This is a genomic window from Paenalcaligenes sp. Me52 (genome assembly GCF_050487965.1).
Taxonomy (GTDB): domain Bacteria; phylum Pseudomonadota; class Gammaproteobacteria; order Burkholderiales; family Burkholderiaceae_B; genus Paenalcaligenes.
This window is the reverse complement of sequence record NZ_JBKQFO010000003.1, coordinates 103,641-129,462: the sequence shown is the minus strand read 5'-3', so window position 1 is coordinate 129,462 and position 25,822 is coordinate 103,641. Positions and strand designations below refer to the sequence as shown.

At 49.6% G+C, this 25,822-nt stretch carries 23 protein-coding genes, 2 tRNA genes and 1 pseudogene; 15 read left to right on the top strand and 11 right to left on the bottom strand.

Features of this window, described 5'->3' with window-relative positions:
• Positions 1 to 313 precede the first annotated feature (313 nt).
• The 6 genes and pseudogenes from ACLO87_RS14940 (at position 314) to ACLO87_RS14915 (ending at position 5,524) form a co-directional block, all read left to right on the top strand.
• Positions 314 to 997, top strand: coding sequence for an ABC transporter permease (locus tag ACLO87_RS14940; RefSeq protein ID WP_430224126.1), 684 nt, complete (start codon positions 314 to 316; stop codon positions 995 to 997).
• Positions 994 to 1,992 (top strand): annotated as a pseudogene (locus ACLO87_RS14935) (ABC transporter ATP-binding protein). The gene ACLO87_RS14940 and the pseudogene ACLO87_RS14935 overlap by 4 nt, the downstream one beginning before the upstream one ends.
• Positions 1,989 to 2,708: an ABC transporter permease gene (locus ACLO87_RS14930; RefSeq protein WP_430224125.1), complete on the top strand. Its 720-nt coding sequence runs from the start codon at positions 1,989 to 1,991 to the stop codon at positions 2,706 to 2,708. Before ACLO87_RS14935 ends, ACLO87_RS14930 begins: the two are co-directional and overlap by 4 nt.
• Before the next feature lie 43 nt (positions 2,709 to 2,751).
• A complete protein-coding gene (locus tag ACLO87_RS14925) occupies positions 2,752 to 3,636 on the top strand; it encodes a glycine betaine ABC transporter substrate-binding protein (RefSeq protein WP_430224124.1) in 885 nt (294 codons plus the stop codon).
• 9 nt (positions 3,637 to 3,645) lie between these two features.
• Positions 3,646 to 4,485: a nitrilase-related carbon-nitrogen hydrolase gene (locus tag ACLO87_RS14920; protein ID WP_430224123.1), complete on the top strand. Its 840-nt coding sequence runs from the start codon at positions 3,646 to 3,648 to the stop codon at positions 4,483 to 4,485.
• Between the two features lie 112 nt (positions 4,486 to 4,597).
• On the top strand, positions 4,598 to 5,524 hold the full coding sequence (locus ACLO87_RS14915; RefSeq protein WP_430224122.1) for a polysaccharide deacetylase family protein: 927 nt from the start codon (positions 4,598 to 4,600) through the stop codon (positions 5,522 to 5,524).
• A 113-nt stretch (positions 5,525 to 5,637) separates the two neighbouring features.
• Here the strand turns inward: ACLO87_RS14915 and ACLO87_RS14910 are convergent.
• Positions 5,638 to 5,714 (bottom strand) — tRNA-Arg (locus ACLO87_RS14910).
• 167 nt (positions 5,715 to 5,881) lie between these two features.
• Between ACLO87_RS14910 and ACLO87_RS14905 the strand changes: the two genes are divergently transcribed.
• Both ACLO87_RS14905 and ACLO87_RS14900 read left to right on the top strand, forming a co-directional pair.
• Complete coding sequence (locus ACLO87_RS14905) at positions 5,882 to 6,355, top strand: hypothetical protein (RefSeq protein ID WP_430224121.1); 474 nt, start codon at positions 5,882 to 5,884, stop codon at positions 6,353 to 6,355.
• Between the two features lie 199 nt (positions 6,356 to 6,554).
• Entirely contained in the window at positions 6,555 to 7,706 is a 1,152-nt protein-coding gene (locus tag ACLO87_RS14900; RefSeq protein ID WP_430224120.1) for an FAD-dependent oxidoreductase, read from the top strand.
• Between the two features lie 57 nt (positions 7,707 to 7,763).
• Here the strand turns inward: ACLO87_RS14900 and ACLO87_RS14895 are convergent.
• A tRNA-Arg gene (locus tag ACLO87_RS14895) sits at positions 7,764 to 7,840 on the bottom strand.
• Between the two features lie 268 nt (positions 7,841 to 8,108).
• Here ACLO87_RS14895 and ACLO87_RS14890 point away from each other — a divergent pair.
• Positions 8,109 to 9,272: an alpha-hydroxy acid oxidase gene (locus ACLO87_RS14890; RefSeq protein ID WP_430224119.1), complete on the top strand. Its 1,164-nt coding sequence runs from the start codon at positions 8,109 to 8,111 to the stop codon at positions 9,270 to 9,272.
• A 131-nt stretch (positions 9,273 to 9,403) separates the two neighbouring features.
• On the opposite strand, the gene ACLO87_RS14885 is transcribed toward ACLO87_RS14890, so the two are convergent.
• Genes ACLO87_RS14885 through ACLO87_RS14870 form a run of 4 tightly spaced genes read right to left on the bottom strand, consistent with a single transcriptional unit; the run spans position 9,404 to position 11,859 of the window.
• Positions 9,404 to 9,817, bottom strand: coding sequence for a PaaI family thioesterase (locus tag ACLO87_RS14885; protein WP_430224118.1), 414 nt, complete (start codon positions 9,815 to 9,817; stop codon positions 9,404 to 9,406).
• Between the two features lie 15 nt (positions 9,818 to 9,832).
• Positions 9,833 to 10,420, bottom strand: a complete 588-nt coding sequence (locus ACLO87_RS14880) for a DNA-3-methyladenine glycosylase (protein ID WP_135862171.1) — start codon at positions 10,418 to 10,420, stop codon at positions 9,833 to 9,835.
• Positions 10,421 to 10,422: 2 nt separating this feature from the next.
• The gene (locus tag ACLO87_RS14875; RefSeq protein WP_430224117.1) at positions 10,423 to 11,460 is read right to left on the bottom strand and encodes an adenosine deaminase; all 1,038 of its coding nucleotides are present in this window, start codon (positions 11,458 to 11,460) and stop codon (positions 10,423 to 10,425) included.
• 21 nt (positions 11,461 to 11,481) lie between these two features.
• Positions 11,482 to 11,859, bottom strand: a complete 378-nt coding sequence (locus tag ACLO87_RS14870; protein WP_430224116.1) for a DUF423 domain-containing protein — start codon at positions 11,857 to 11,859, stop codon at positions 11,482 to 11,484.
• A 162-nt stretch (positions 11,860 to 12,021) separates the two neighbouring features.
• Here ACLO87_RS14870 and ACLO87_RS14865 point away from each other — a divergent pair, with 162 nt between their 5' ends.
• The 6 genes from ACLO87_RS14865 to ACLO87_RS14840 all read left to right on the top strand — a co-directional run bounded on the left by ACLO87_RS14865 (position 12,022) and on the right by ACLO87_RS14840 (position 19,574).
• Positions 12,022 to 12,627 (top strand): thermonuclease family protein, encoded by a 606-nt coding sequence (locus ACLO87_RS14865; protein ID WP_430224115.1) that lies wholly within the window; start codon positions 12,022 to 12,024, stop codon positions 12,625 to 12,627.
• Positions 12,627 to 14,831, top strand: a complete 2,205-nt coding sequence (locus tag ACLO87_RS14860) for an ABC transporter substrate-binding protein (protein ID WP_135862178.1) — start codon at positions 12,627 to 12,629, stop codon at positions 14,829 to 14,831. The genes ACLO87_RS14865 and ACLO87_RS14860 overlap by 1 nt, the downstream gene beginning before the upstream one ends.
• Positions 14,828 to 15,805, top strand: a complete 978-nt coding sequence (locus tag ACLO87_RS14855; protein WP_135862180.1) for an ABC transporter permease — start codon at positions 14,828 to 14,830, stop codon at positions 15,803 to 15,805. The genes ACLO87_RS14860 and ACLO87_RS14855 overlap by 4 nt, the downstream gene beginning before the upstream one ends.
• Before the next feature lie 34 nt (positions 15,806 to 15,839).
• A complete protein-coding gene (locus ACLO87_RS14850; protein WP_430224114.1) occupies positions 15,840 to 17,339 on the top strand; it encodes an ABC transporter permease in 1,500 nt (499 codons plus the stop codon).
• Positions 17,336 to 19,015, top strand: coding sequence for an ABC transporter ATP-binding protein (locus ACLO87_RS14845; protein ID WP_430224113.1), 1,680 nt, complete (start codon positions 17,336 to 17,338; stop codon positions 19,013 to 19,015). The genes ACLO87_RS14850 and ACLO87_RS14845 overlap by 4 nt, the downstream gene beginning before the upstream one ends.
• 76 nt (positions 19,016 to 19,091) lie before the next feature.
• Positions 19,092 to 19,574: a DUF1178 family protein gene (locus tag ACLO87_RS14840; RefSeq protein ID WP_135862186.1), complete on the top strand. Its 483-nt coding sequence runs from the start codon at positions 19,092 to 19,094 to the stop codon at positions 19,572 to 19,574.
• A 70-nt stretch (positions 19,575 to 19,644) separates the two neighbouring features.
• Here ACLO87_RS14840 and efp read toward each other — a convergent pair whose 3' ends face one another.
• From efp to ACLO87_RS14815, 5 genes are all read right to left on the bottom strand, one after another.
• Entirely contained in the window at positions 19,645 to 20,199 is a 555-nt protein-coding gene (gene efp / locus ACLO87_RS14835; protein ID WP_135862188.1) for an elongation factor P, read from the bottom strand.
• 72 nt (positions 20,200 to 20,271) lie between these two features.
• Positions 20,272 to 21,381, bottom strand: coding sequence for an elongation factor P maturation arginine rhamnosyltransferase EarP (gene earP, locus ACLO87_RS14830; RefSeq protein WP_430224111.1), 1,110 nt, complete (start codon positions 21,379 to 21,381; stop codon positions 20,272 to 20,274).
• 5 nt (positions 21,382 to 21,386) lie between these two features.
• Complete coding sequence (locus ACLO87_RS14825) at positions 21,387 to 22,577, bottom strand: DUF2863 family protein (protein WP_430224110.1); 1,191 nt, start codon at positions 22,575 to 22,577, stop codon at positions 21,387 to 21,389.
• Between the two features lie 136 nt (positions 22,578 to 22,713).
• Positions 22,714 to 25,299: a bifunctional aconitate hydratase 2/2-methylisocitrate dehydratase gene (gene acnB, locus ACLO87_RS14820; protein ID WP_135865686.1), complete on the bottom strand. Its 2,586-nt coding sequence runs from the start codon at positions 25,297 to 25,299 to the stop codon at positions 22,714 to 22,716.
• 125 nt (positions 25,300 to 25,424) lie between these two features.
• Entirely contained in the window at positions 25,425 to 25,697 is a 273-nt protein-coding gene (locus tag ACLO87_RS14815; RefSeq protein WP_135865688.1) for a GNAT family N-acetyltransferase, read from the bottom strand.
• Positions 25,698 to 25,822: the final 125 nt, after the last annotated feature.

The window sequence follows — 25,822 nt, the reverse complement described above, 5'->3', positions numbered from 1 at the left end:
AACGTGATTCAGCCCATACTAAGACGACATTTACTATCAAGAAAACGACATTCTGAATAAAGCTTATTTTCGTTTCCAACGAACAATAAATAATGGGGTTTTGTTTTTTGTTTTTAAAAGTCTTTTAAATATAAGGGTGTGTGGGGTTTGTGTTTTTTTCTTTTATGGATGGAGGGATATATGTCAGATCGGTGATTACCCTAGTTTTGGTGTGATGTCGTTTTTTTGATAGATTCTGTCGGATCTAAGGTTACGAACTATTGCAGAGTTTCGTATCTTAGAGCCTCGCCTATAAGAATGAGTCGGAAGGAAGATGGAGACCATAGATTTTATTGTGAATAATATTTCGCTGATTATTACGCTCGCGCTACAGCATCTAACGATGGTGGGTATAGCTGTGGGGTTAGCGATTTTGACCGGGGTACCTATGGGTATTGTGATCTCGCAATATGCGCGTGCATCCCGAGTGGTATTGGCAATTGCTGCCATCATCATGACCATCCCGTCTGCCGCCTTATTTGGATTGATGATTCCTCCCTTATCGTTAATTGGGCAGGGTATAGGCCTAGTGCCAGCGATTTTGGCGTTGTTCTTGTATGCACAATTACCCATCTTACGTAACACCACTACGGCGATTGCCAACGTGGATCCCGCATTGCGTGAGTCAGCTACCGGTATGGGTATGACAGCGGTACAGCGCTTGTGGCGGGTAGAACTGCCATTGGCTGTGCCTTTGATCATGACAGGAGTACGTGTGGCTGTGGTGATCAATATCGGTATTGCCACTATCGCTACGTATATTGGCGCAGGTGGTTTAGGTAGTTTGATTAATAGAGGGATCTCTCAATCGGATCCGCGTCAATTGTTAGCGGGAGCGATATTGGTGAGTGCTATAGCAATTGCCTCTGATTATTTATTGGCCTGGTTGCAAAAAGTCTTAACCCCAAAGGGTGTTGGTCCTGTTGCTCGTATAACACCTAAGGAAGCGTTGAAATGATAGAAGTCAAAAACTTGTCTAAACGATATGAAACCCGTGATGGTTCTGTGGATGCGGTAAAAGATGTGTCTTTTCAGGTGAAGGAGGGGGAAATTTGCATGTTGTTAGGTCCCTCGGGATGTGGAAAGACCACTACCCTGAAAATGATCAATAGGCTAATTCCACCCACATCGGGACAGGTCATGATTGCGGGACGTAACGCTTCTGAGATGGATACCGTCACGCTTCGGCGTTCTATCGGGTATGTCATCCAGCAGGTGGGGTTGTTTCCCAATATGACGGTGAGCGACAACATCTGTGTGGTACCGGATTTACTGGGGTGGGATAAAAAGAAAAGCCGGCAGCGTGCCGCAGAACTGTTAGAGGTAGTGGCGTTGGATCCTTCTGCCTTTCTGCAGCGTTATCCACGTGAGTTGTCGGGAGGGCAGCAGCAACGTGTGGGTGTGGCGCGAGCGTTGGCTGCAGATCCCCCCGTGATGCTAATGGATGAGCCTTTTGGCGCGATTGATCCTATCAACCGTGAAACTATTCAAGATGAATTTATGCGCATACAGCGCAAGATGGGCAAGACAGTACTATTTGTGAGTCACGATATAGATTAGGCTGTCAAAATGGCAGATCGTGTGGCGATCTTTAAAGACGGAAAAATAGAGCAGTTTGGTGCACCCGATGATTTATTAGCACGTCCTGTCAGTGATTTTGTGGCGAACTTTATGGGTGATGATCGTTTACTGAAACGCTTGCGCTTGATGGATGCAGGGCGGTTGGTGCGTTCGGTAACAAGGGTTGCTGGATTAGAGGGTTTGGCACAGGATCCGAATGCGTTACGTGTCAATGAGTTTGATGATTTGCGTCAGGTGTTGTCTCTATTGTTGGCGCGCAATGTTCCCTATGCCATTTGTGTGGATGAACATCTGCAGGTGATGGGCGCAATTAGTAAAGAGCATATTTTGGCGTGGCTCATGGCTCCTGTAAGACAGGAGGCGGCAGCGTGAAGTGTCTTTCCAAAATAGCGCCGTGGAGTGTGCTTGTGGTGTTGGTGGGAGCTTTGTCCTCGTTCGCTGCGCATGCTGGGCTGTGGGATGAGATCGCTATGCATGGCGAGGATGTGAAGTACTTGGTGATGCAGCATCTTTATTTAGTGATGGTGTCAGGTGGTTTGGCCATTGTGGTAGCAATCCCATTAGGCATCTGGATGAGCCGACCTTCACAGCGTACTGGGGCATTAGTTGCATTGCAGGTGCTTAATATAGGTCAGGCTGTACCAAAGCTAGCCTTGTTAGCACTTGCTATGGGGTTTATGGGCTTGGGAGCGCCAGCGGCTATTTTTGGTCTGTGGGTTGCGACGCTGTTGCCTGTTGCTGTGAATACTTACGAGGGGCTACGTTCCTTGCCTGCTCATCTTATAGAGGCGGCAGAAGCAATGGGTATGACCCGAATGCAAATACTGCGTAGGGTAGAACTACCCAATGCCTTGTATGTGATTTTTGCGGGTATACGTACGGCGCTGGCAATTAATGTAGGTACAGTACCGCTAGCGTTTCTTGTCGGTGGCGGTGGTCTGGGGGAGCTGATTTTTACTGGTATTGATTTGAATGATATAGGCATGATGCTGGCGGGGGCGCTTTCTACAGCTTTGTTGGCTATTGCTGTGGATCTGTTATGTGCTCAAGCACAGCATTGGATGATTCCACGTGGTGTAAGGCCTTAGGGTAAGTGTAGTAACTAAAAAACCATGAAAAAGAGGATGAGTGATGACAAGAATTCATAAATGGATAGCCACCTTATGTTTAATGACCGCTGCTGGTATTGCCGTAGCGAAACCTACTGTTGTGGTGGGGGGGAAAAGTTTTACTGAGCAGCAAGTGATCGCTGAAATGACAGCGTTAGTTCTGAAGAATGCAGGCTTTGATGTGGATAAACGCGTAGACATGGGGTCGTCTGTTTTACGGGCAGCTCAGGAAAATGGCCAAGTGGATGTGTATTGGGAATATACGGGCACAGCTTTGGTGATCTACAACAAGGTGCAAGAGCGTTTGGATCGTATGGGGACGTACGAGCGCGTTAAGAGTATGGATGAACCCAAAGGTTTGATCTGGTTAAACCCGTCCGAGGCAAATAATACGTATGCATTTGCCATGCGCAAAGAGCAAGCAGCAGCAGATCATATTGTCACCTTGAGCGATTTGGCCGCCACCTTGAATCAAGGAAGCAAGTACTTATTTGCCTCCAATGCTGAGTTTTACTCTCGTTCGGATGGGCTAAAACCTTTGCACGACATGTATGGTTTTGAGTTTCCGCGTAGCCAAATTAAACGTATGGATGGCGGGCTCACTTATCAAGCATTACGTGATAAACAAGTGGACGTGGCGTTAGTTTTGGCTACAGACGGTCGCATACAAGCGTTTGACTTTGTTTTGTTAGAAGATGATAAAAGCTTCTTCCCTTCTTATGCGCTGACCCCGGTTATACGCGCTGATGTATTGGCAGCAAACCCAGAAATTGCTGAATTGCTGAATGCGCTGTCTGCCAAACTGGACAGTTCGATAATGTCTGGGCTGAATGCTGAGGTGGATGTGCAAAGAAAGTCTGTAGAGTCTGTGGCGCAGACCTTTCTTACAGAAAACGGCCTGCTGTAAGGATAGAGCATGAGGAAGCTTAAGGTTGGGGCGGCTCAGATTGAGTGTGTGCCAGGAGATATAGCGCAAAACTTGGCATTGCACGTAGACATGATTGAGCAAGCTAAGCAGCAGCATGTGCACTTGTTGGTGTTTCCTGAGTTGTCTCTGACGGACTATCTTTCTGAACCGGATGTAAGCCGGTTGGCCAGATCAGTAGATGCTAACGAAGTACAGGTTTTGTGTGCGGCTACGCGGGGTACTGCTGTGTCGTTTGGGCTAATAGAGCAAGCAGATGATGGGCGAGTCTATAACTCTCAAGTGTTACTAGTTAATGGCCGCATACAGCATGTGCATCGTAAACTTAATCTCCCCACCTATGGCAATCTGAAAGAGGGCTATTTTTACGTTAAAGGTGCTGAGTTTACTCTCACTTCTTTGTGTGACGACTGGCAATTGGCTACTTTAATTTGTGCCGATAGTTGGTCGCCTGGCTTGCCTTGGTTAGCTGCGCTTAAAGGAGCTAATTTATTGGTTCAACCTATTGCCTCTGCGCGTGGGGCAGTGGGTGGTGATTTTGATAACCCTGGTGGCTGGGATCTGAATTTGCGTTATACCTGCATGACGTATGGGGTGGCTGCTGTGATGGCAAATCACTGTGGACGTCGAGATAATTTGGATTTTTGGGGTGGGTCATGCATCTTAGATGCAAATGCTAAGGTGCTAGCGTGTGCAGGTGAAGGCAGTGAGTTAATAACTGCAGAGCTAGATGTTCTGCAGATTGCTGATGCGAGGCTGCATTTACCTACGGTCAGGGATTCAGATCCAGCGTTTATGCATAGCCAGCTAACTGCTATTGTGACACGTTGACGCAGGCTACTTTTTTAGCGATTGAGTTTCTACAGTCAACTTTGTAGTATGGAAAGGCCCACATTACTGTGGGCCTTTCTGCGTCAATGCACATTTTTATGGCAACCGTTTCATGAGAAAAAAGCTTCAACTACTTTCTGCTCTTTTTTTTGCTGTGTTATCAGCTGTGGCTACTGCGCAAACCTTAAGCTTGACCTTTGATGATGGCTTGAATCCCGATAAGCAGCCGCTAGCAGCGAGTTGGAATCAGGCTATTTTGGATGGTTTGAAAAACACCAACATCACAGCAATGGTGTTTCCCGCATTAGATCGTTTGGGTGGAGAGGCTGGTTTGGCGCTGATACAGCAATGGGGCGAACAAGGGCATGCCGTTGGCAACCATACTTCTAAGCACCGAAGTTTGGCGTCCCCTCAGTTGTCGTTGAATGACTTTATCGCGGATGTGGCCGAGGCTGATGTGGTGCTAAATACCTTGCCTAACTGGATGCCCATGCTACGTTTTCCTTATCTTAAAGAAGGCGATACCGTAGAAAAGCGTGATGGTATACGTGAGTGGATGCGTCAGCACGGGTATAAAGCGGCACCAGTTTCCATTGATGCTAGCGACTGGTATTACAACCAAGTTTATTCGGCATGGATGGACGCAGGGGAACCCGCCAAAGCGCAGCAAGTGCAGGCCGCTTACATAGAACATTTGCTGGATCGCGCCACGTATTACGACAACCTGGCCATGCAGGTGCTGGAACGACGCCCCGCGCATGTGTTGCTGCTGCATACTAACCGTATTAATGCCGAGACTATTCCTGACGTGATAGAGGCTTTTACACAGAACGGCTGGAGTTTTGTGCCGCCATTGCAGGCGTTTAACGATCCGTTGTATGTGGCGGATGTGGATAGCTTGCCAGCCGGGGAAAGTATTATTTGGGCGAATGCCAAAATCAAAGGGGTAGAGGGTTTGCGCTACCCAGCGGAAGACTCAGTTTATGAAGAACCGCATTTGAAAGCGTTGGGTTTGTTACCGCTACCCACTACAGAGTAGTCAGAGACTAACGGCGTGTCGTAAATCGTCTAGGTGTATACGGCACGCAGAGAGTGTTAACGAAGTAGAAAGTAAAAAAGCCATTTCCGAAGAAATGGCTTTTTTACTAAATATGGCGCGGCTGGCAAGATTCGAACTCACGACCCCTTGGTTCGTAGCCAAGTACTCTATCCAACTGAGCTACAGCCGCTGTGAGAAGTAAACTATAACACTAAATATAATACCGGTGCAAGAAATTTTTACTAGATAGGGTATACGGCAGTGTTGAAGGCCGTGTGGATGTGCCAAAGTCGAATGTTATGATGCAGCCTTATCTAGTGGCTAGACGCCTTATCGCTGCATTAGGAGTATCTACGCATGGTTCCATTTGGGCTAAGTAAAACGCAATTTCAAACCCGTTATAGACGCTGCTTAGAAAAGTCCTCAAAGCATCTTATCAACGAGTTACGTGCGTTGTTCACACTACCTGTGCCCGATACTGTGTGCAGTGCTGAAGTACAAATCTTCTTTGGTGAAGACGGCTTGGAAACCCCATCTGCGTGGATCTACTACAGCGGTGAAAATAATAAAGTCGATAATAACGATCCTACTATCTTCGCTGGCAGAGCCATGGAGCTTTCCGTAGGCTTAGAGAAGATGGATGCCTTCCACGAAGATTATTTCCTCGATGAGGATTTTGATGGCTTAGCTATTGCCGCTAATACAGTGCAAGCATGGTTTGCCGAGTGCTGGTGGAAAGCCGGTGGCTGGAGCTACGCCGTGCCTGTTGTGGCATGGGTGCATGATGGCTTTGGCGATGGCAATGGTATAGATCTGTCAGAAAAACGCTAATAGAGCAGCAGTGTTAGGTTACTGCTGTGCTAGAATTTTTTAATAATCGCGAAAAACGGCTGTAAAGCATAAGGCATTCACCCTATAACAGCCGCGCACACGTCTCTTCGCATTGCTTGCGATAGTGGCCAGCGTCTCCCCCGACTTGTGTCGGTTTTTTATGAACTGTTATCACGGTTCATAACACTAGGAACGCGCCATGAATTCTGCTTTTTCATCATCACCCACAACGTCGCCTATCGCCATTATTGGTGCTGGATTGGGTGGGTTAGTGCTTGCTCGTGTGCTATGGGTAAATGGAATAACGACCACGATTTTTGAGGCCGAGGCTTCTCCTGACGCACGGGATCAAGGCGGGCTGTTGGATATACATGAGTACAACGGCCAATTAGCACTGAAGGCGGCCGGGCTGTATAACGAGTTTTTGGCGTTGATTCTTCCTGGGGAAGATGCCAAGCGTATTACAGACAAACATGGCCATATCTTGTGGGATAAGCCCAGTTCTTTGCTCTCTAGTAAACCTGAAGTAGATAGAGGTGCACTGCGTAGGCTATTAATCGCATCACTGCCTGCTGGGTGTATCCAGTGGGGGCGCAAACTGGCTCAGGTTCGCACGCGTTCTGAAGGTGCTCAGGAATTAACATTCTCGGATGGTACGTATTACGAAGCTGATCTCGTGATTGGGGCGGATGGTGCGTGGTCTAAGGTTAGACCTCTGTTGTCGAACGCTAAACCAGCTTATACCGGTACTACCTTTTTTGAAATTCATCAGCATGCTCACGGGGCGTATCATAAGGTTATTGCCGAGTTGGTGGGGAAGGGTACGCTAATGGCGGTAGCGCCGGGCAAAGCAATATTGGCCCACCATTATGCGAATGGCGACATACGTGCGTATATTGCACTCAATAAACCAGAAAGCTGGGGTGCACGCATAGCGGCTAGCTCTAAAAAGTCTGACGTGTTGCCGTGCTTGGTACGTGAGTTTTCTGATTGGGCGGTGACGTTGCAGCACATACTTATACACAGCGACACGCTGCCTATAGTGCGTCCTTTGTATGCCTTACCTATACAGCATCGTTGGGAGCATGTTGCTGGAGTGAGCTTGGTTGGCGATGCCGCGCATGTGATGACGCCGTTTGCGGGTGAGGGGGCAAATCTAGCTATGTATGACGGAGCAGAGTTGGCGCTGGTCTTGTGCAAGCATCCTGATAATACAGAGCGTGCGCTGTCTGAGTATGAACAGGCGTTATTTGAGCGTAGTGCTCGCTTTGCTAAACAGACTGCCGATAATCAGCAGCGTTTCTTGGGAAGTGGTGCACCTAACAGTGTCGTAGACTTATTCACTGCCTAGTCTAGGGAGTAGAAAATAAAAAAGCCATTTCCGAAGAAATGGCTTTTTTACTAAATATGGCGCGGCTGGCAAGATTCGAACTCACGACCCCTTGGTTCGTAGCCAAGTACTCTATCCAACTGAGCTACAGCCGCTGTGAGAAAGAAACTATAGCACTGTATTTCTTAATGTGTCAACGTTTTTTGATATGCAAAGCGAATTTATAGTGAAATTTTTGGTTTTAGGTCTTTGTAGCCCCATTTTGGAGCAAAAAAGTGCGCCATTTTAGGTGTCGCACAGCAAAATTCTAGCGAATGCACTGGCCTAGTACCGCGTACAAGCGTTACGCTTGATGTTTTCGCATACCTGCATGCTGTCAGGTGTGTAGTATTGCTTTATTTATGAGCCCTTTGGAGAGCCGAAGTGGAAGATCTGTCCAAGATTACGTGTATTTCTGATTTTCAGCAGTTGGCGCGCCGTCGCGTGCCTAAAATGTTCTATGACTATGTAGATTCGGGTTCCTGGACAGAATCCACCTACAGAGAAAATGAGTCAGATTTTCAACAGCTGAAGTTCAAGCAGCGCGTAGCCGTGAATATTGAAGGTCGTAGTTTGGCGACCACCATGTTGGGGCAGCCTGTGAGTATGCCTGTGGCGCTGGCTCCTACCGGCCTGACAGGCATGCAGCACGCTGATGGTGAGATATTGGCCGCACGTGCTGCGCGTGATTTTGGTGTGCCATTTACCTTATCCACCATGAGTATTTGCTCGTTAGAAGACGTGGCCGAGCACACTCAAGCTCCATTCTGGTTTCAGTTGTACGTGATGCGCGATAGGCAGTTTATCGAGGCACTGATTAATAGAGCCAAAGCAGCGAATTGTTCTGCCTTGGTGCTGACGCTGGATTTACAAGTCTTAGGGCAGCGTCATAAAGATATACGTAATGGGCTGTCTGTACCACCGCGTCCTACCTTGATGAACATGCTGAACTTGGCGACTCGCCTGCGCTGGTGCCAAGGTATGCTAAAAACCAAACGCCGTACTTTCGGTAATATTATTGGTCATGCTGCTGGTGTAGATGATCTGGGTACCTTGGCGTCATGGACGCAGCAGCAGTTTGACCCAACTTTGTCGTGGGATGACGTGGAGTGGATCAAAAAATGCTGGGGCGGTAAGTTGGTGCTGAAAGGTATTATGGAAGCCGAAGATGCTCGCCATGCGGTAGATGCGGGGGCTGATGCGATTGTGGTGTCTAACCACGGCGGCAGACAGTTAGATGGCGCGCCTTCTACCATTGCATGTTTGCCGGCTATTGCCGATGCAGTGGGTAATCAAACTGAAATTTGGTTAGACAGTGGTGTGCGTTCCGGCCAAGATGTTTTGCGTTCTGTGGCGCTGGGTGCAGATGCCACCATGATTGGTAGAGCATTCCTGTACGCTTTGGGTGCAGCAGGGCAAGCTGGCGTAACCCGTGCGCTGGAAATTCTGGCAAACGAGCTGAGTGTGTCGATGGGGTTGTGCGGTGTGCGCGATATACAGGATGTGGACCGCCGTATCTTGTTAGACCCTGCGCGTTTCGATCGTTAATCGCGTGATGTTTATAAAAAAGCCCTTGCTATGATGGCAAGGGCTTTTTTTATGGGGGCTAACCACGTCACTTTTTTGCGAGTAGACAAGAGTTGCCTCTGCTATAGAGTAGTGTGCGGTATAGTTGCCTGCTATTGTGTGGCGCTCAATAGCGCATAAGTGCCTTGGTAATGCGCGATCACTATATTGTCTTCATTGTAGAGACTGGCTTCAGCAAACGAGACGCTGCGGCCTTGCCGGCATAGTCTAGCCTGCACCTGCACGACTTGGCTGGGTTCAGGATGAATCAAACTGGCGTGCAAAGCGACGTTACGTTGCGTGAAACCAGGCTGCAATGCACCCTCAACCAAACAACTCATGGCGCTGCCAGCCAACGCGTGTAAGCTATGCGCGTAGTGTTCAGGGTGTTGCAGTAACAAAGGGGCTAAGCACAGATCTAGCGTGATGTGTTGGGCGGATCGCTCCACTTGTTGCAAGCGTTCTACTTGCACCCATGGTGCTAAAGCAATTTGCAGTAACGGATCTATTGGGGTAGTAGCAGTCATAGTATTCAGGGCAAGTCAGGCTGTTTTAGGAGCGGGACGAGAAACGTAGGCATTGCCTTGCAGTAGAAAACGTAAGGGCTTTAAGGCCCATTCTCCTGCATAGTCCACGCCTATGCGGGGTGCAGTCACCAATGTTTCGTTGGCATGTATAAGAGCGGAGTCAGGGTGGCATACATACAAGGCAGAGTTGCACAGGTCGTAACCGTTTTGCTCGCGAGTAATCCCCATGGCTTTGCACAGCCTGCCTGGGCCTGCTGTGTTGGTGTCCAATTCACCCAAAGGCTCTAAAGCGCGGATAAGCACTGCGCTGCCTTGGCCTTCTGGGCCAGTGACAATGTTGAAGCAATGATGCATGCCATAAATTAGGTACACATAGGCAAAGCCGCCAGGGCCAAACATGATTTGCGTTCTAGGTGTCACGCCACGGCAACTATGTGCTGCTAAATCGTGAGCGCCCAAATAGGCTTCTGTTTCTACAATGCGGCCGTAGCGTGTTTGCCCAGCGTGTTCGTAGACTAGATAGTGGCCCAACAATTGCTGGGCCACTTCTATGGTGTCTTGCAGGTAAAAATCACGCGGTAAAGCGGTGCTCGAAATAGGCATGCTTAGTGTTCTGCTGCGTAACGCTGAATGCTAGCCACCCATTCACGTTTTTGCGCATCAGGCAGGAATGAGGCGGTAAAACTATTCATGGCAAGGGTGACTAACTCGTCTCTGTGTAGATCCAGCGCGTGTGCACAGGCTAGGTAGTTATCCAGTAGGTAGCCACCAAAATAGGAAGGGTCATCCGAGTTGATGGTGATTTTTACGCCTTGGCGCAGCAACGTTGCCAAGTTGTGCTGATGCATGGCATCAAACACCTGCAGCTTTAGGTTAGACAGCGGACAGACAGTGAGGGCCACTTGTTCTTTGATTAAGCGTTGTACCAGTTGTGGGTCGTCTTCGCTGCGCACACCATGATCCACGCGTTCAACGTGAAGCAAATCTAAGGCAGTAGTAATGTAGTCAGCCGGACCTTCTTCACCGGCGTGAGCGACTAGTCTGAAGCCCAATTCTTTGCAGCGTTGGTATACCTTAGCAAATTTTTCTGGGGGGTTGCCTTGCTCGGCAGAGTCTAGCCCTATGGCTATCCACAGGTCGCTGTATTGCTCACGTAACGGCAGCGCTTGTTCTAGCGTGGTGAAGGCTTCTTCTTCGCTAAGGTGACGCAAGAAGCTCAGTATTAAATAGCTGCTAATGCCGTACTTTGCTTGCGCATCCCTACAGGCCGTGGCAATGCCAGCAAACACGGTTTCCATTGCAATGCCGCGTGCCGTGTGCGTTTGGGGATCAAACATGATCTCGGTATGGGTCACGCCGTCGGCATGGATACGGGCAAAGTACGCCATGGTCATGGCATAGAAATCTGCTTCGTGTATTAGCACGCTGGCGCCGGCGTAATACAAATCCAGAAAAGACTGCAAATTCTGAAACTGATAGGCGGCGCGTAGTGCTTCTACAGAAGGGTAGTTCAGCGGGATATGGTTACGTTCAGCCAGTTCGAAAATCAGTTCAGGCTCCAGAGTACCCTCAATATGTAGGTGTAACTCTGCTTTAGGCAAACCACGCAAGAAAGTTTGCAGGGCCGTGGCTGGTTGAAACATAAGAATCTCCTGATAAACAGATTAGGAACGAGGGCGTGTCCATGCAGCGACTACAACCAGTGCCCAGCCTGCCACCATCAGAAGGCCGCCTAACGGAGTCAAATAGGCCAAAAATGGGATTTGGAACATGACCAACGCATATAAACTGAAGCTAAACAGTACTGAGCCAGCTAGCAAAATAGGGCCAGCAAGAGCAGCGGTGCGAGGTTGTAGTAAGGGGTGTGCAGCGGCCAAGGCGATCAAGCCCAGGCCGTGAATCAATTGGTACAGTACAGCTGTGTGCCAGACGGCAAGCAGGTCAACGTGAATGGCTTTGAGTGCATGCGCGCCAAATGCGCCAGCGGCAACGCCAATAGTGAGTAGTAGGGCGCCTGCGCCGCAAAGAGTTCTAGGTTGCATAGGGGGTAATTCAGTGATTGAAAGCCAACATGAGGCTTTACTTTAACAGGTATTACGGATTTTCTGTCAGGTGAAAAAAGCGAGCTATGACGCTGGACTTAGGGGTGGTTGAACTTATAATCATCAAGCACTACCGGAACTGAAATCAACGTGATGGGTCAGATGAAACAGCAACGAATTAAAGCAAAAAAGACGGGGTTGAGTGCAGCGGTGATTGTGGCATTGATCATGCTGTCATGGTTGTGGGAGCAATGGTTACCGGACTCGGTAGAGCCAAGTAGCCCTGCAGCATCAGGTGAGTCACAAGTCCTAGAGGGGCGAGTGGTACGCGTGGCGGATGGCGATACGTTAACGGTGCAGGTAGGAAGCCAGCAGTACCGTATTAGGTTGGCTAGCATTGATGCACCCGAAACGCATAAAAGCGACGAGCAACCCGGTCAGCCTTATGCCCAAGCATCCAGAGATTTTCTCTATCAGCGAGTAGGGGGCAAAAACGTGCAGCTCAACTGCTATGAAGAAGATAATTACGGTAGAAAGATTTGTGATGTGAGTCTGCTCGGCCAAGATACTAGCCTGAATCGTCAGTTGGTCGCGGCGGGTTATGCATGGGCCAATCAAGAAAAACGTGGTCGTTTCTTGCGAGACAAAAACATGGTAGACCTGCAGCAGCAGGCGCAAAAAAACAAACAAGGCATATGGCAGGCACCCTCAGCCGTAGAACCGTGGGTGTGGCGTTATCAATGCTGGCAACAGAGGAAGTGTGACTAATGCGTAAACTCTGGCTGGTGGTCGTTGTAGGACTGGTGGGAGGGCTAGTAGGCTGCGGCGATGAGGTGGTGAATAACCCCTACCCGTCAGAACAGGTGGCTGAAAACGTGTTCTATACCGCGTTTACACAGCGTTCGCCTCGTACTTTAGATTCTGCCACCAGCTATTCTGGTGACGAGACACCTATCACCTACTCGGTGTATGAGCCGTTATACGGCTATCACTATCTTGAGCGCCCCTACAAGCTCATGCCTAGGGCGGCCGTAGAGGTGGTAGAACCCTATTACTTGGATGCCCAAGGTGAGCGTTTGCCTTCCGATGCAGACGGCGAGCAAGTGGCTATTAGTGTGTACGACATTAGGCTGCGGCCTGATATTTTGTATCAGCCGCATCCTGCTTTTGCTAGATCAGAGTCTGGTGATTATCGCTATTGGCCAATCACCCCAGAGCAACTAGAAGGCAAGTACGCCATTCCGGATTTTTCGCAGAGTGGCACGCGCCCGTTGGTGGCCGACGATGTGGTGTACGCCTTTAAACGTTTGGCCAGCCCAAGAGTGGTGTCGCCGATTTTCTCCACTATGGCCGCGCATGTGGAAGGCATGCGTGACTATGGTGAGCAGCTAAAAACCGTTAATCAAAATCTGCCAGCCGAGCAGTGGCTAGATTTGCGCAAGTACGAGTTATCAGGTGTGCAAGCTCTAGATGACCATACGTTACGCATACGCGTATTGGGTAAATATCCGCAGTTCAAATATTGGTTAGCGATGACTTTTGTGGCCCCTGTGCCGTGGGAAGCCGATCGTTTTTATCACCAGCCCGGTATGGCGCAGCACGGTTTGTCATTCAGTAGATGGCCAGTAGGTACGGGGCCGTATATGTTGACGGAGTACATTCCCAATCGTAGGCATGAGCTCACACGCAACCCGAATTTCCGTGGCGAGCCGTACCCCTGTGAAGGCAGTGCGGAAGACAAAGCAGCTGGCTTGCTAGAAGATTGCGGTAAGCCTATGCCGTTTATCGATAAAGCCATATTCAGCATAGAAAAAGAAAGCGTGCCGCTAATGGGCAAGTTTTTACAAGGCTACTACGATATTCCACAGCTAGAGCGTGGTGAGTATGGGGTGGCAATGTTAGTGGCAGCGGAAGACTCGCCCGAAAAGGCGCTTTTATACCAAGAGCGTGCGTTGCAGTTAAGCAGTGCGCCCGAAGCCAGTTTGTTTTACATGGGCTTTAACTGGTTAGACCCCATCGTCGGTAAGGGCGACACGCCAGAGCAGGCCGAGCGTAACCGGTATTTGCGTCAAGCGATTAGTATTGCCTTTGATTGGGAAGAGTTCGTCAGTATTTTCCAAAATGATCAGGCCGAAGCTGCGCATAGCCCATTACCACCAGGCGTGGTGGGGTATGAGCCATTGCCTGCGGGCATGAATCCTACGGTGTACACCACAGAGGCAGGTCAGGTGCGACGTCGTTCGCTGGACGAGGCTCGTGCGTTACTGGCCAAAGCAGGGTATCCAGATGGGCGTAATAGTGAGACTGGCGCACCGTTAATTTTGTACTACGACTCCATGACAGGTATGGGTGCTAGCGCGTCTTTGGATTGGATGCGTAGGCAACTACAAGCTATTGGTGTGCAGTTTGAAATACGTGCCAGCGACTACAACCGTTTTCAAGAGAAAATGAGTAAGGGTTCGGCGCAGCTGTTTTTGTGGGGCTGGGTAGCCGATTACCCAGATGCCGAGAACTTCCTGTTCCAGCTGTATGGCCCACAGGCTAAGGTAGCGCATGGCGGAGAAAATGCCGCTAACTACGAAAACCCTGAGTACGACAAGCTCTTCAGGGCGATGCGTTATTTGGATGATGGCCCAGAAAAAGAAGCTGTAATACGTAAGATGGTGTCTATCTTGCAAGAGGATGCTGTGTGGATGTTTGGGTATTTTCCCAAGTCGGGTGGAGCCGCTCATTCGTGGGTACACAATTTGAAGCCCTCGCAAATGGTGCGTAATACGCTGCAATATTTACGTATAGATCCTGAGCGTAGGGTGGTGTTCCAGCAGCGTTGGAATCAGCCGTACTGGTGGCCGCTGTGGCTGGTGTTAGTGCTAGGCGGGGGCGTAGCCGTGTATTTATGGCGTCAGGTGAAAAGACGAGAGCAGCAAACGGTGCGCGCAGTTGCCGTGTCACCTAAGGAGAGGCAACCATGATCCGTTATGTACTGCGTCGATTACTGTACGGTGTGTTGATTCTGTTTGGAGTGAATTTACTTACCTTTGTGCTGTTTTTTGCTGTGAACACACCTGATGATATGGCACGGTTAGCAATTGGTGGTCAGCGTGTGAGTGCCGAAGCGGTAGAGCAGTGGAAAGTCGTACATGGCTACGACAAGCCTTTGTTTTATAACGATGAAGCCAGCGGTAGCGAGGCCTTCACCAACACCATTTTCTACGAACGCTCTGTACCATTGCTACGTTTTGACTTTGGTTTTTCTGACAATGGCGCTGACATTACGCGCGAAATCAAACAACGGATGGGCCCCAGCTTAGCCTTAGCCATACCTACCTTTATTTTGGGCTTGTGGGCATCCATTATGTTTGCCTTGTTGTTGGTGTTTTTCCGGGCAACGGCGGTGGACTTTACTGGGGTAGTGGTGTGTGTGGTGCTCCTGTCTATCTCAGGGCTGTTCTACATCATTGCTGGGCAATGGATGTTTGCTAAAGTTTTGCGTTGGGTGCCGTATTCCGGTTGGCTAGATGGCATGCAAAACATTAAGTTTTTGATACTGCCAGTGCTGGTGGGCATTATGTCCAGATTGGGGGCGGAATCCCGTTTTTATCGCAGCCTGTTCTTGGAAGAGGCCTATAAAGACTACATACGTACCGCACGAGCCAAAGGGTTATCTGAGCAAGCCGTATTGTTCAAACACCTATTACGTAATGCCATGCTGCCTATTTTGACGGGAACAGTCTCGGCTATACCGTTGCTATTCATGGGTAGCCTGATCGCTGAATCCTTCTTTGGTATTCCTGGTTTGGGTAGCTACACCATTGATGCTATCAACGCACAAGACTTATCCATTGTGCGCGCGATGGTGTTTTTAGGTTCGGCTTTATATATCGTCGGCCTGATTTTGGCGGATATCTCCTATACCGTGGTGGACCCTCGTGTCCGGTTTGAATAAATGTTGAGCAGCTATTCTGCACTGGGTCATGATCATGCCTAAATTTGCTTTGCTCTGGACCGATATTTTTCTATGGTTGGCGTTGTTAGCGGCCTTAGGCTACGTCTGGCATGTGCGTCGTACTACGGCGTTACGTGCTGCGTGGGGTAGTGTCTGGCGCACACCCTCTGCGGCTGCCGCTGCCGTGGTATTGCTTAGCTTCGTGACGGTGGGCATGCTGGACTCTATTCATTATCGTCAGGCGTTACCTGCATTGGATAGCGCACAGAGTGCGCCGCAGCGTTACGCGCCTATTGCTAGATCTGTATTAGATGATGTGTTGGACGCTACGGGTTTAAGCAAAGTAGAGCGTACGTATTCGGCACCGTTCTCGCTCACCTTATTTTTCAAAGAGTCACAGTTAGTAGATGGGCAAGCGGTGCGAGATTATCCGGCATTGGAGCAGGCTGCTGTAGGTATAGGTACGCTAGAAGAGCGTAATGAAGATGTACGCCAACGATTGAAATATGCGGGTGGTTATGCCTTGTTGTGGCTGGTACTGTCGTGGGCAGTAGTGAATAGTTTGGCATGGCGTATCTTGCGTACGCGCAAGCAGTCTAAAGGCTGGTGGGCAGCACGCAGCTTGTGGTGGCGTAATGGTAGCGAACGCGTTGCATGGCGAGCGGCATGGGTAGCGTTGTCTATCTTAGTGATTATGGTTTTGGCACTGATTATGCTGGCCGGTAATTATTACGTATTGGGTACAGATAGGTCAGGTAACGACGTCATAGCCTTAGCGCTTAAAAGTGTACGTACTGCTTTGGTGATTGGCACCTTAACAACCTGCGCCATGTTGCCGCCTGCGTTGTTCTTTGGTATTGCAGCAGGCTACTTTAAGGGTTGGGTAGACGATCTAATCCAATACATCTACACCACGCTTACTTCTGTGCCAGGTGTATTGCTGATCGCAGCGTGTGTACTGATGATGCAGGTGTATATAGAGTCTCACCCAGAGCTGTTTGATACCATCGCGGCGCGCGCCGATTTGCGTTTGTTTTTGCTGTGTTTGATTTTGGGTTTTACCGGTTGGGCGGGCTTATGCCGGCTATTACGAGCTGAAACCTTGAAGTTACGTGAGATGGAGTACGTGCAGGCCGCCAGAGCCTTTGGCGTGAGTCATGTGCGTATTATGCTGAAACACATCCTGCCTAACCTCATGCACATTGTGCTGATTACGATGGTGCTGGAGTTCTCGGGATTGGTGCTTTACGAAGCTGTGTTGTCGTACTTGGGCATAGGGGTGGACCCAAGCATGCCGTCTTTTGGCACCATGATTGATGCTTCACGCGTAGAAATGTCTAGAGACCCCATGATTTGGTGGAACTTGTTGGCAGCGTTTGTGTTCTTGTTAGCCTTGGTGCTGTCTGCCAATGTGTTTTCCGATGCTGTGCAACGAGCCTTTGATCCCCGAACTCGACGCTTGCATATCCCTAGATTGCAAAGCCTACAGCGTTTCAGACGTAAGGCCAGTGCAGCCAAGGAGGGCACGCTATGAGTCAAACTCTGCAACCAACTAACGTCTTGCTGGATGTGTCTCAGCTTAGTGTGAGTGTGGCCACCGAAGATCAAGCTAAAGAAGTAGTGCGGCAGGTAGAGTTCGCGGTACAGCAGGGTCGTACTTTCGCGCTGGTGGGCGAGTCCGGTTCAGGTAAAAGCCTGACGGCGCAAGCCATTGTGCGATTGCTTCCTGATGCGGCGTGGATCAGTTCAGGAGATGTGAGTCTGGCTGGCGAGGCTGTGTTTGATGTGCCTGAGCAGCGTATGCAGCAGTTGCGTGGTGGCCAAGCAGGCATGATTTTCCAAGAGCCCTCTACCTGCTTAAACCCCATCATGAGCATAGGTGAACAAATTGCTGAAACTATACGTTTGCACAGTCCGTTGCGTGGTGATGCAGTCTGGGAAAAAGTGATTTGGTGGTTGGACAGAGTAGGCATTCCCCAAGCGCGTGAGCGCCTACATGAGTACCCCTTTCAGTTTTCGGGTGGGCAGCGGCAGCGCATTATGATTGCGATGGCCTTAGCCGCCGAACCTACCTTACTGATTGCCGATGAGCCCACCACGGCATTAGATGTCACGGTACAGGCGCAAATTCTGGATTTGTTGGCTGAAATACAGCAAGAGATGGGGCTGGGGATTCTCTTGATTACCCACGATTTGGCGGTAGTGAAGCGTATTGCCCATACCGTGGCCTTAATGAAAGCTGGCGATATCGTAGAGATATCCCCTGCAGAACAGTTCTTCGCGCATCCAGATCATCCGTATGCCCAAGAGCTATTGGCAGCTATTCCTACCTATGAAAAACGTGGTCAGCCATTAGGGCTAGGAGCATCTTCTGTGCCAGTAGTAGAAAAGAATGAAGCCACTGCAGTGGCATCTCGCACACCCGTGTTGGACTTAAAAGGTGTGCATGTGGCGTATTGGGCAGGCAGTGGTTGGTTGCGTAAACGTCGTAGCATTCCCGTGGTGACGGATGTGAACCTATGTTTGCATCAGGGTGAGACCTTAGCATTGTTGGGGGCATCAGGCTGCGGGAAAACTACCTTGGCTAAAGCATTGCTACGGTTGCTAGATGGGCAAGCGCAGATACAGGGTGAAGCCCTGTTAGATGGCCAGAATTTGTTAGCGGTGCAGGGGCAGCAACTTAAGGCCTTACGCAGTCAAATACAGATTGTGTTTCAAGACCCCTATGCCTCGCTAAACCCACGCATGCTGGTGGGTGATATTTTGGATGAAGGCATACGAGCGTTGCATCCGCATACCAGCAAAGAGCAGAGGCAAGTACGCATCAAAACGTTGTTAGATCAAACGGGTCTGCCAGTAAACAGTGCCGAACGTTATCCACATGAGTTTTCGGGAGGGCAGCGTCAGCGAGTGGCTATTGCGCGGGCGTTGGCGGTAGAGCCTAAAGTGCTGCTGTGTGATGAGCCTACATCGGCGTTGGATGTATCAGTGCAGGCACAAATATTGAATCTATTGCGTCAATTGCAGCAAGAAAGTGGCATGGCGTATTTGTTTATCACGCATAACTTTGGGGTGGTAGAGTATTTGGCGGATTCTGTGGCGGTGATGCATAACGGACGTATTGCTGAATATGGCAGTGCAGAACAGGTACTGCTACGCCCGCAACACGAGTCCACAAAGCAGTTGTTGGCCTCGGTTCCACGGTTGTAAGAGCAAGGGCGTAGGGCAGGCGTATAGCGTTTATAATGGTGCTTTCACTGTCACTGTAGCCTTCACTAGGTAGGGTATGGCGTTAAAAGTTTTTGATCTTCAATGTGAAAACCAGCATGTGTTCGAGGGTTGGTTTAAATCACAAGACAATTATGAGCAGCAACTGGAACAAAAGCTGCTGAGCTGTCCTGTGTGTCATTCTGTGGTGGTACATAAAAAACTATCTGCACCCCGTTTGAACTTAAGTCACCTTAAGGATTCACCCTCTAAGCCTGCGCCAACTGCTTCTGTGTCATCAACCGGGGGAGGCGTGCCGTCTGGTACTGCGGACGTCGCAGCGATACAGGCCGAAGTCATGCGTCAGGTGCGCACCTTGTTAAGTAAGGCGGATAACGTAGGGGCAAACTTTGCCGAAGAAGCCAGAAAAATGCACAACGGCGAAATTGAAGAGCGCTCTATACGCGGCAGTGCAACTGCCGAAGAATGCGTAGAACTGGTAGAGGAAGGTATTGCTGTATTACCTATACCGGATTATTTGGATGATGATCGCTTGCAGTAAGTAGCGTGCCTATCAGCACAAATAAAAAAGGATCGCTAAGCGATCCTTTTTTATTGCCAGAGTGTGTGAATTACACACGGCTGCGGTATTCGTTGGTGCGTGTATCGATTTCGATTTTGTCACCAATTTCGCAGAACATAGGCACTTGCAGAGTGTGGCCAGTGTTGATAGTTGCTGGTTTCAGCACTTTACCGGAAGTGTCACCACGCACAGCAGGTTCTGTGTAAGTGATTTCACGAACGATCATAGTAGGCAGTTCCAGAGAGATCGCGCGACCTTCGTAGAACACTACTTCTGCTTCCATACCTTCTTCCAGGTAGTTCAGCGCATCACCCATGCTGTCAGCTTCGATCTCGTACTGGTTGTATTCAGTATCCATGAATACGTACATAGGATCAGCGAAGTAGGAGTAACTGCACTCTTTTTTCTCCAACACAACGATGTCGAATTTTTCGTCAGCTTTGTGTACAGCTTCGCTAGGAGAGCCTGTCAGCAGGTTTTTGAACTTCATTTTTACAACAGCTGAGTTACGGCCAGACTTGTTGTATTCGGATTTCTGTACAACTAAAGGTTCGCCATTGACGAGCACCACGTTACCAACGCGTACCTCTTGAGCGGTTTTCATAACTAAAGAAACTCCGGTAAAGGATGGCCCCGCACGTGATGGTGTGGGGCAAAAATCGTAAAGAAGACTATTTTACTGTGTAGGCTGGTGTTTCGTACAGAACTCCAGCAGATGTGTACACAGGTCTTTCTGTTGCAATAGCGTATTATGCCATTGCAGGGCTTCCTCGCGCCATCTGTGCCACATAGGAGCTTGCATACATGAGAGATATTGATCGGTGAACTGCTGACTGTCGCAGTTGCTCCAGGTGTGCATCAGTGTTTGTACAGCCTGATTCATAGGGCTGCGATCTAAGAGCGCTTGTAGTTTTTTTGTATGAAGCCCTTCTTCTTGCTCGTAGGGTTGCCAAATAAACGGCTTAGCGGCCCATAGCGCACGAACAAGGGAATCCTCACCACGTACAAAGTTCAGGTCACTGCTCCAGAGCAAATGATCAAACTCTTGTTGGCTCACAAAATTGAAATGGTGCAGTTGCAGATGGTCATTAGACAGCACTTGCTGTTCAGGTGTGAACGGCGTGGGGCTTAACACTAACGTATCGTGATTGCCCTGCTGTAGGGCTTGCAACAGCGCCATAACTGGTGCGGAAGGGTAGGAAAATAACAAAATCTGCCTACGCTGCCCGTGCATCAACTCAATTTGAGTACGCTCAGATAAACCAATCTTGGTCCATAGCGCTTGAGCATTGCTTTGATCTTGTTGCCAGCTAAGGCGTTGTTGCTTAAGGTTTTCTTCACGTAGTAAGCCGCCTGTGCGTTCCGTAAAGCCAGGGAAGAAGAAATACTTACGTTTGCCTTGTTGCTGCGGTGAGGGTTGCGCATGGCAATCCTCAACCCAGTCTTCAGCACTTAAATATTCCAGATTCAGCCACACCGTTTTGTCAGTGATCGCGGCTTTGTAGGTGTCTGGTAATTCACAGGCGAAAGCCTCTATGACTACCTCGGCAGGAGGGGGGAAGGATTGTGCATCATTCCAAGGGTGTACGGTAACGCCGTCTATATGCTGTTCATTCAGCTCGGTCTGCAGACGGGGTTCTAAGCGTTTGAAACTGTGTAAGTCGTCCACCCATAGGCGTACGTTTTTTTGGTGGGGAGGGGCAGCTAACTGGCGAGCCAGGCGCCAACAGACACCTATGTCGCCGTAGTTATCAACGACACGGCAGAAAATATCAAAATGAAGCACGGATATTAATGTAAAAGCGGAGGATCTGAATCTATTTGTTCAGGGAATTCCGGGTGCACTAACTGGGCATCCGGATTGGGAAAGTAGGGGGTTTCGCAGTCGTCGCAGAACTCGGGCTCGTAGAGGCCGGGCAGCAATAATACGTCGCCACTGTCTAGCTCTTTAAGCAGTTCACTGATTTGAGCTAGCGTGTCTGATTGATCGTCGGGATCTAGCAAAGGCCAGATGCAGCCATGTATGACTACATCGCTATCGGTCACGCAGAAACCAATACGATATTCTTCTATCTGTTCCTGCCCACATGCCGCGAGTATGGCAGTGAGTTGCCCTTTAGGAACTTGGGCAACGGTTTGTAGCCATGTCACCGTAGCTTTGAGATTCAGCGGGCGCAAATGCTGCTCAGCTACGCGGTTATTGGCGTGGAAGGCATTAGGCAGCCAGTACTCGGTTTGGCAGCCAGTAAAGAGTCCAGCAAAAAGCTCTTGGCTGTGTTGTTGCCATGTGTTGAGGATGGCTACTTGTTTGGTGAGCGCGCGTTCTTTACTTTGTTGCCATGCAAAGAGCGGCAAACCAGAGGGGGCCGCAATTACCGCCAACACAAATCGAGCATCCGCTAGCAGTGTAGGGTGCTGTGACCGTGGGGGCAGTTTGGTGGTGGATTTTCCGTGCAGCCCTAATGCTTGTTTGGCTAATGACTCCAACAACTGACGCGCTTGGTGCAAGTTGTGGGGCACATCCTCAAAACAAAGCAGTTCTGGGTGCAATGCTACACGCACTTTGGGAGCCAACACGTGCTGATGCAACTGTTGTTCCAAAGCGTGGGTAAGCTCGGAATCCATAGGGCCTTCAGGTAGGCTGTAGCGAGTCCATGCCGTAATAGGGATGCTGATGAGCAGTGCATCGTAGCGCTGCCCTTGGGCATCTTCTAGCGAGATGGATTCGCTGCAACCCTCAAGCAGGCTGGCGATGATTTCCAAATGCTCAGTTAGCTGGTGCTCATTCAGGTATTGAAACAGCTGTTCAATAATAGAGCTTTCGTCAGAAAGCAGCAGTGTTTCTATGCATTGTTCGGCCATGTGTTCCCAGTAGGAGTCTTCTACTTTGGACACAGAGTGGCTGAGTGCATCCGCACACTGCAACAAGCGTTGGGCATGTGAATGCAGATGCTGATAGTCAGGTAACAAGGATGGATGCATGCCAAAAGTATGAGACCGGTAACAATAGAATCAGTTTACCCTTGAAGTAGTGCGTGTAGGCTGTCTTGTGACAGAACACAAACAGAGGGGCTGCATAAATGCAGCCCCTCTGTACACTTTAGAGCAAGTGTGTTGCTTAAATGCCGACGGAGTCAGCAATTTCCTTGTACTCTTCGATTTGGTCGAAGTTCAAGTAATGGTAGATCTTGTCGCTGTCTTTTTCCAAGATACCCATATCAGCCAAGTATTCCTCACGGGAAGGAATGCGGCCCAGACGGGAACATACAGCGGCCAGCTCAGCAGAACCCAAGAACACGTTGGAGTTTTTACCCAAACGGTTAGGGAAGTTACGTGTACTGGTGGACATTACTGTTGCACCTTCACGTACTTGAGCTTGGTTACCCATACACAGCGAGCAACCTGGCATTTCCATACGAGCACCAGCCGTACCCAGAACGCCATAGTGGCCTTCTTCTGTCAACTGAGCCTGATCCATTTTGGTAGGAGGTGCAATCCACAGACGGGTAGGGATGTCACGTTTGCCTTCCAATAATTTGGACGCGGCACGGAAGTGACCAATGTTGGTCATGCAGCTACCGATAAACACTTCATCAATGGCTGTGCCGGATACGTCTGACAGTGTTTTCACATCATCAGGATCGTTAGGGCAAGCAACGATAGGCTCGTGAATTTCGGACATGTTGATGTCGATCACAGCTGCGTATTCAGCGTCTGCATCAGGTTCCATCAATTCAGGGTTAGCCAACCAGCTTTCCATGTTCTGGATACGACGGGCCAATGTGCGTTCATCTTCGTAACCGTTAGCAATCATCCACTTCAACAGTGTGATGTTGCTGTTCAGGTATTCGATGATAGGCTCTTTGTCCAGACGTACGGTACATGCTGCAGCGGAGCGCTCAGCGGATGCATCGGACAATTCAAATGCTTGCTCAACTTTCAGGTTAGGCAAACCTTCGATTTCCAGAATACGGCCAGAGAAAATATTGATCTTGCCGGCTTTTTCTACTGTCAACAGACCTTGCTTGATGGCGTAGAAAGGAATGGCGTTAACCAAGTCGCGCAGTGTCACGCCAGGCTGCATTTTGCCGCTGAAACGTACCAATACGGACTCAGGCATATCCAAAGGCATTACACCTGTAGCTGCCGCGAACGCTACCAGACCGGAACCTGCTGGGAAGCTGATACCAATAGGGAAACGTGTGTGGGAGTCACCGCCTGTACCAACGGTGTCAGGCAGCAACATACGGTTCAACCACGAGTGAATCACACCATCACCTGGACGCAGAGATACACCGCCACGTGTGCTGATGAAATCAGGCAATTCGTGGTGAGTTTTTACGTCTACAGGTTTTGGATACGCAGCTGTGTGGCAGAAGGACTGCATCACCAAGTCAGCAGAGAAGCCCAAGCAAGCCAAATCTTTCAGCTCGTCACGAGTCATTGGGCCAGTTGTATCTTGGCTACCAACGGTAGTCATGCGAGGTTCGCAGTATGTACCTGGACGAATACCTTGGTTTTCTGGCAGACCGCATGCGCGACCAACCATTTTCTGTGCCAAGGAGAAACCTTTGCCGCTGTCTACAGGAGCTTGTGGCAGACGGAACAAATCAGTTGCTGGCAAGCCCAGTGCTTCACGAGCACGTGTAGTTAGACCACGACCGATGATCAGAGGAATACGACCACCTGCACGTACTTCGTCAAACAATACGTCGGATTTCACTTTGAATTCGGCGATAACTTCACCGTTTTTCAAGGCTTTGCCTTCGTAAGGACGCAGTTCAACTACATCTCCCATTTCCATTTTGGAAACGTCCAACTCGATAGGCAGCGCGCCAGCATCTTCCATGGTGTTGTAGAAGATAGGTGCAATTTTGCTGCCCAAACATACGCCACCAAAGCGTTTGTTAGGAACGAATGGGATGTCATCGCCTGTGAACCACAGTACGGAGTTCGTAGCCGATTTACGGGAAGAACCTGTACCAACTACGTCACCCACGTAAGCGATCTGGTGACCTTTTTCTTTCAAGGACTCCAAGAACTGGATGGGGCCCACTTTACCTGGCTCGTCAGGAGTAATACCTGGACGTGGGTTTTTCAGCATGGCCAATGCATGCAGAGGAATATCAGGACGGCTCCAAGCATCAGGTGCAGGAGACAAGTCGTCAGTGTTGGTTTCGCCAGTGACTTTGAATACTGTCACGGTCATGCTTTCAGGTACTTCAGGGCGGCTAGTGAACCACTCAGCGTCAGCCCAGCTCTGTAGCACTTCTTGAGCAAATTTGTTGCCTTTGTCGGCTTTTTCTTTCACGTCGTGGAAAGCGTCGAACATCAGCAATGTGTGTTTCAGTGCTTCAGCTGCGGTAGGAGCCAGTTCGGCGTCATCCAGCAATTGCAGCAATGGAGCAATGTTGTAGCCACCCAGCATGGTGCCCAGCAGCTCACAGGCGCGTTTGCGATCGAAAAGCGGGTTGCTTTCGGAGCCAAATGCAACGGCTGCAAGGTAAGAGGCTTTAACTTTAGCGGCATCGTCCACACCCGCTGGTACGCGGTGGGTGATCAAGTCCAGCAAAAATTCTTCCTGGCCAGCAGGAGGGTTTTTGATCAGTTCGATCAGATCAGCAGTTTGTTGTGCCGTTAGCGGCAGTGGGGGGATGCCCAACGCGGCGCGTTCGGCAACGTGTTGGCGATAAGAATCCAGCATGTTGCAGGCCTATTTAAGTAAAGGGTGGGACAAGAGGCTTGTAATGCCTCTATTGTAGGTGGAAGCAGGGTTCAACGCAATGGTCTTATATAAGACATAAGACTTCTGATATGCGCTTGTTTGCTTTACAACACAAGATCTTGGTATTCAGGGTGGCGCTGTACATAAACCGCGGCATAACTGCATTGCGGTATAACGCGTAGCTGTTGCTCTCGGGCGTAATTCAGCGCGGCTTTCACTAATTCGCCGGCGATGCCTTTGCCACCAACTGCACGAGGGACAACTGTGTGTGTAATGGTCAGAGTGTTATCCCGTAGCTGATATTCAAGCGTGCACAGATACGAATCTTCTAAAATTTCGAAACGTTGTTCGGCGGTGTTATGAGTGACATTACGCATGTTGATACAGGGAAAAAGTCAGTGGTTTGACGACTGTAACATGGCTGTTGTAACAGCAGCGTAGCGCAGTAGAAGTGGTAACGTTTTGTAGTGATTATAGATGAGTTTGCTATGGCGTATCGCTA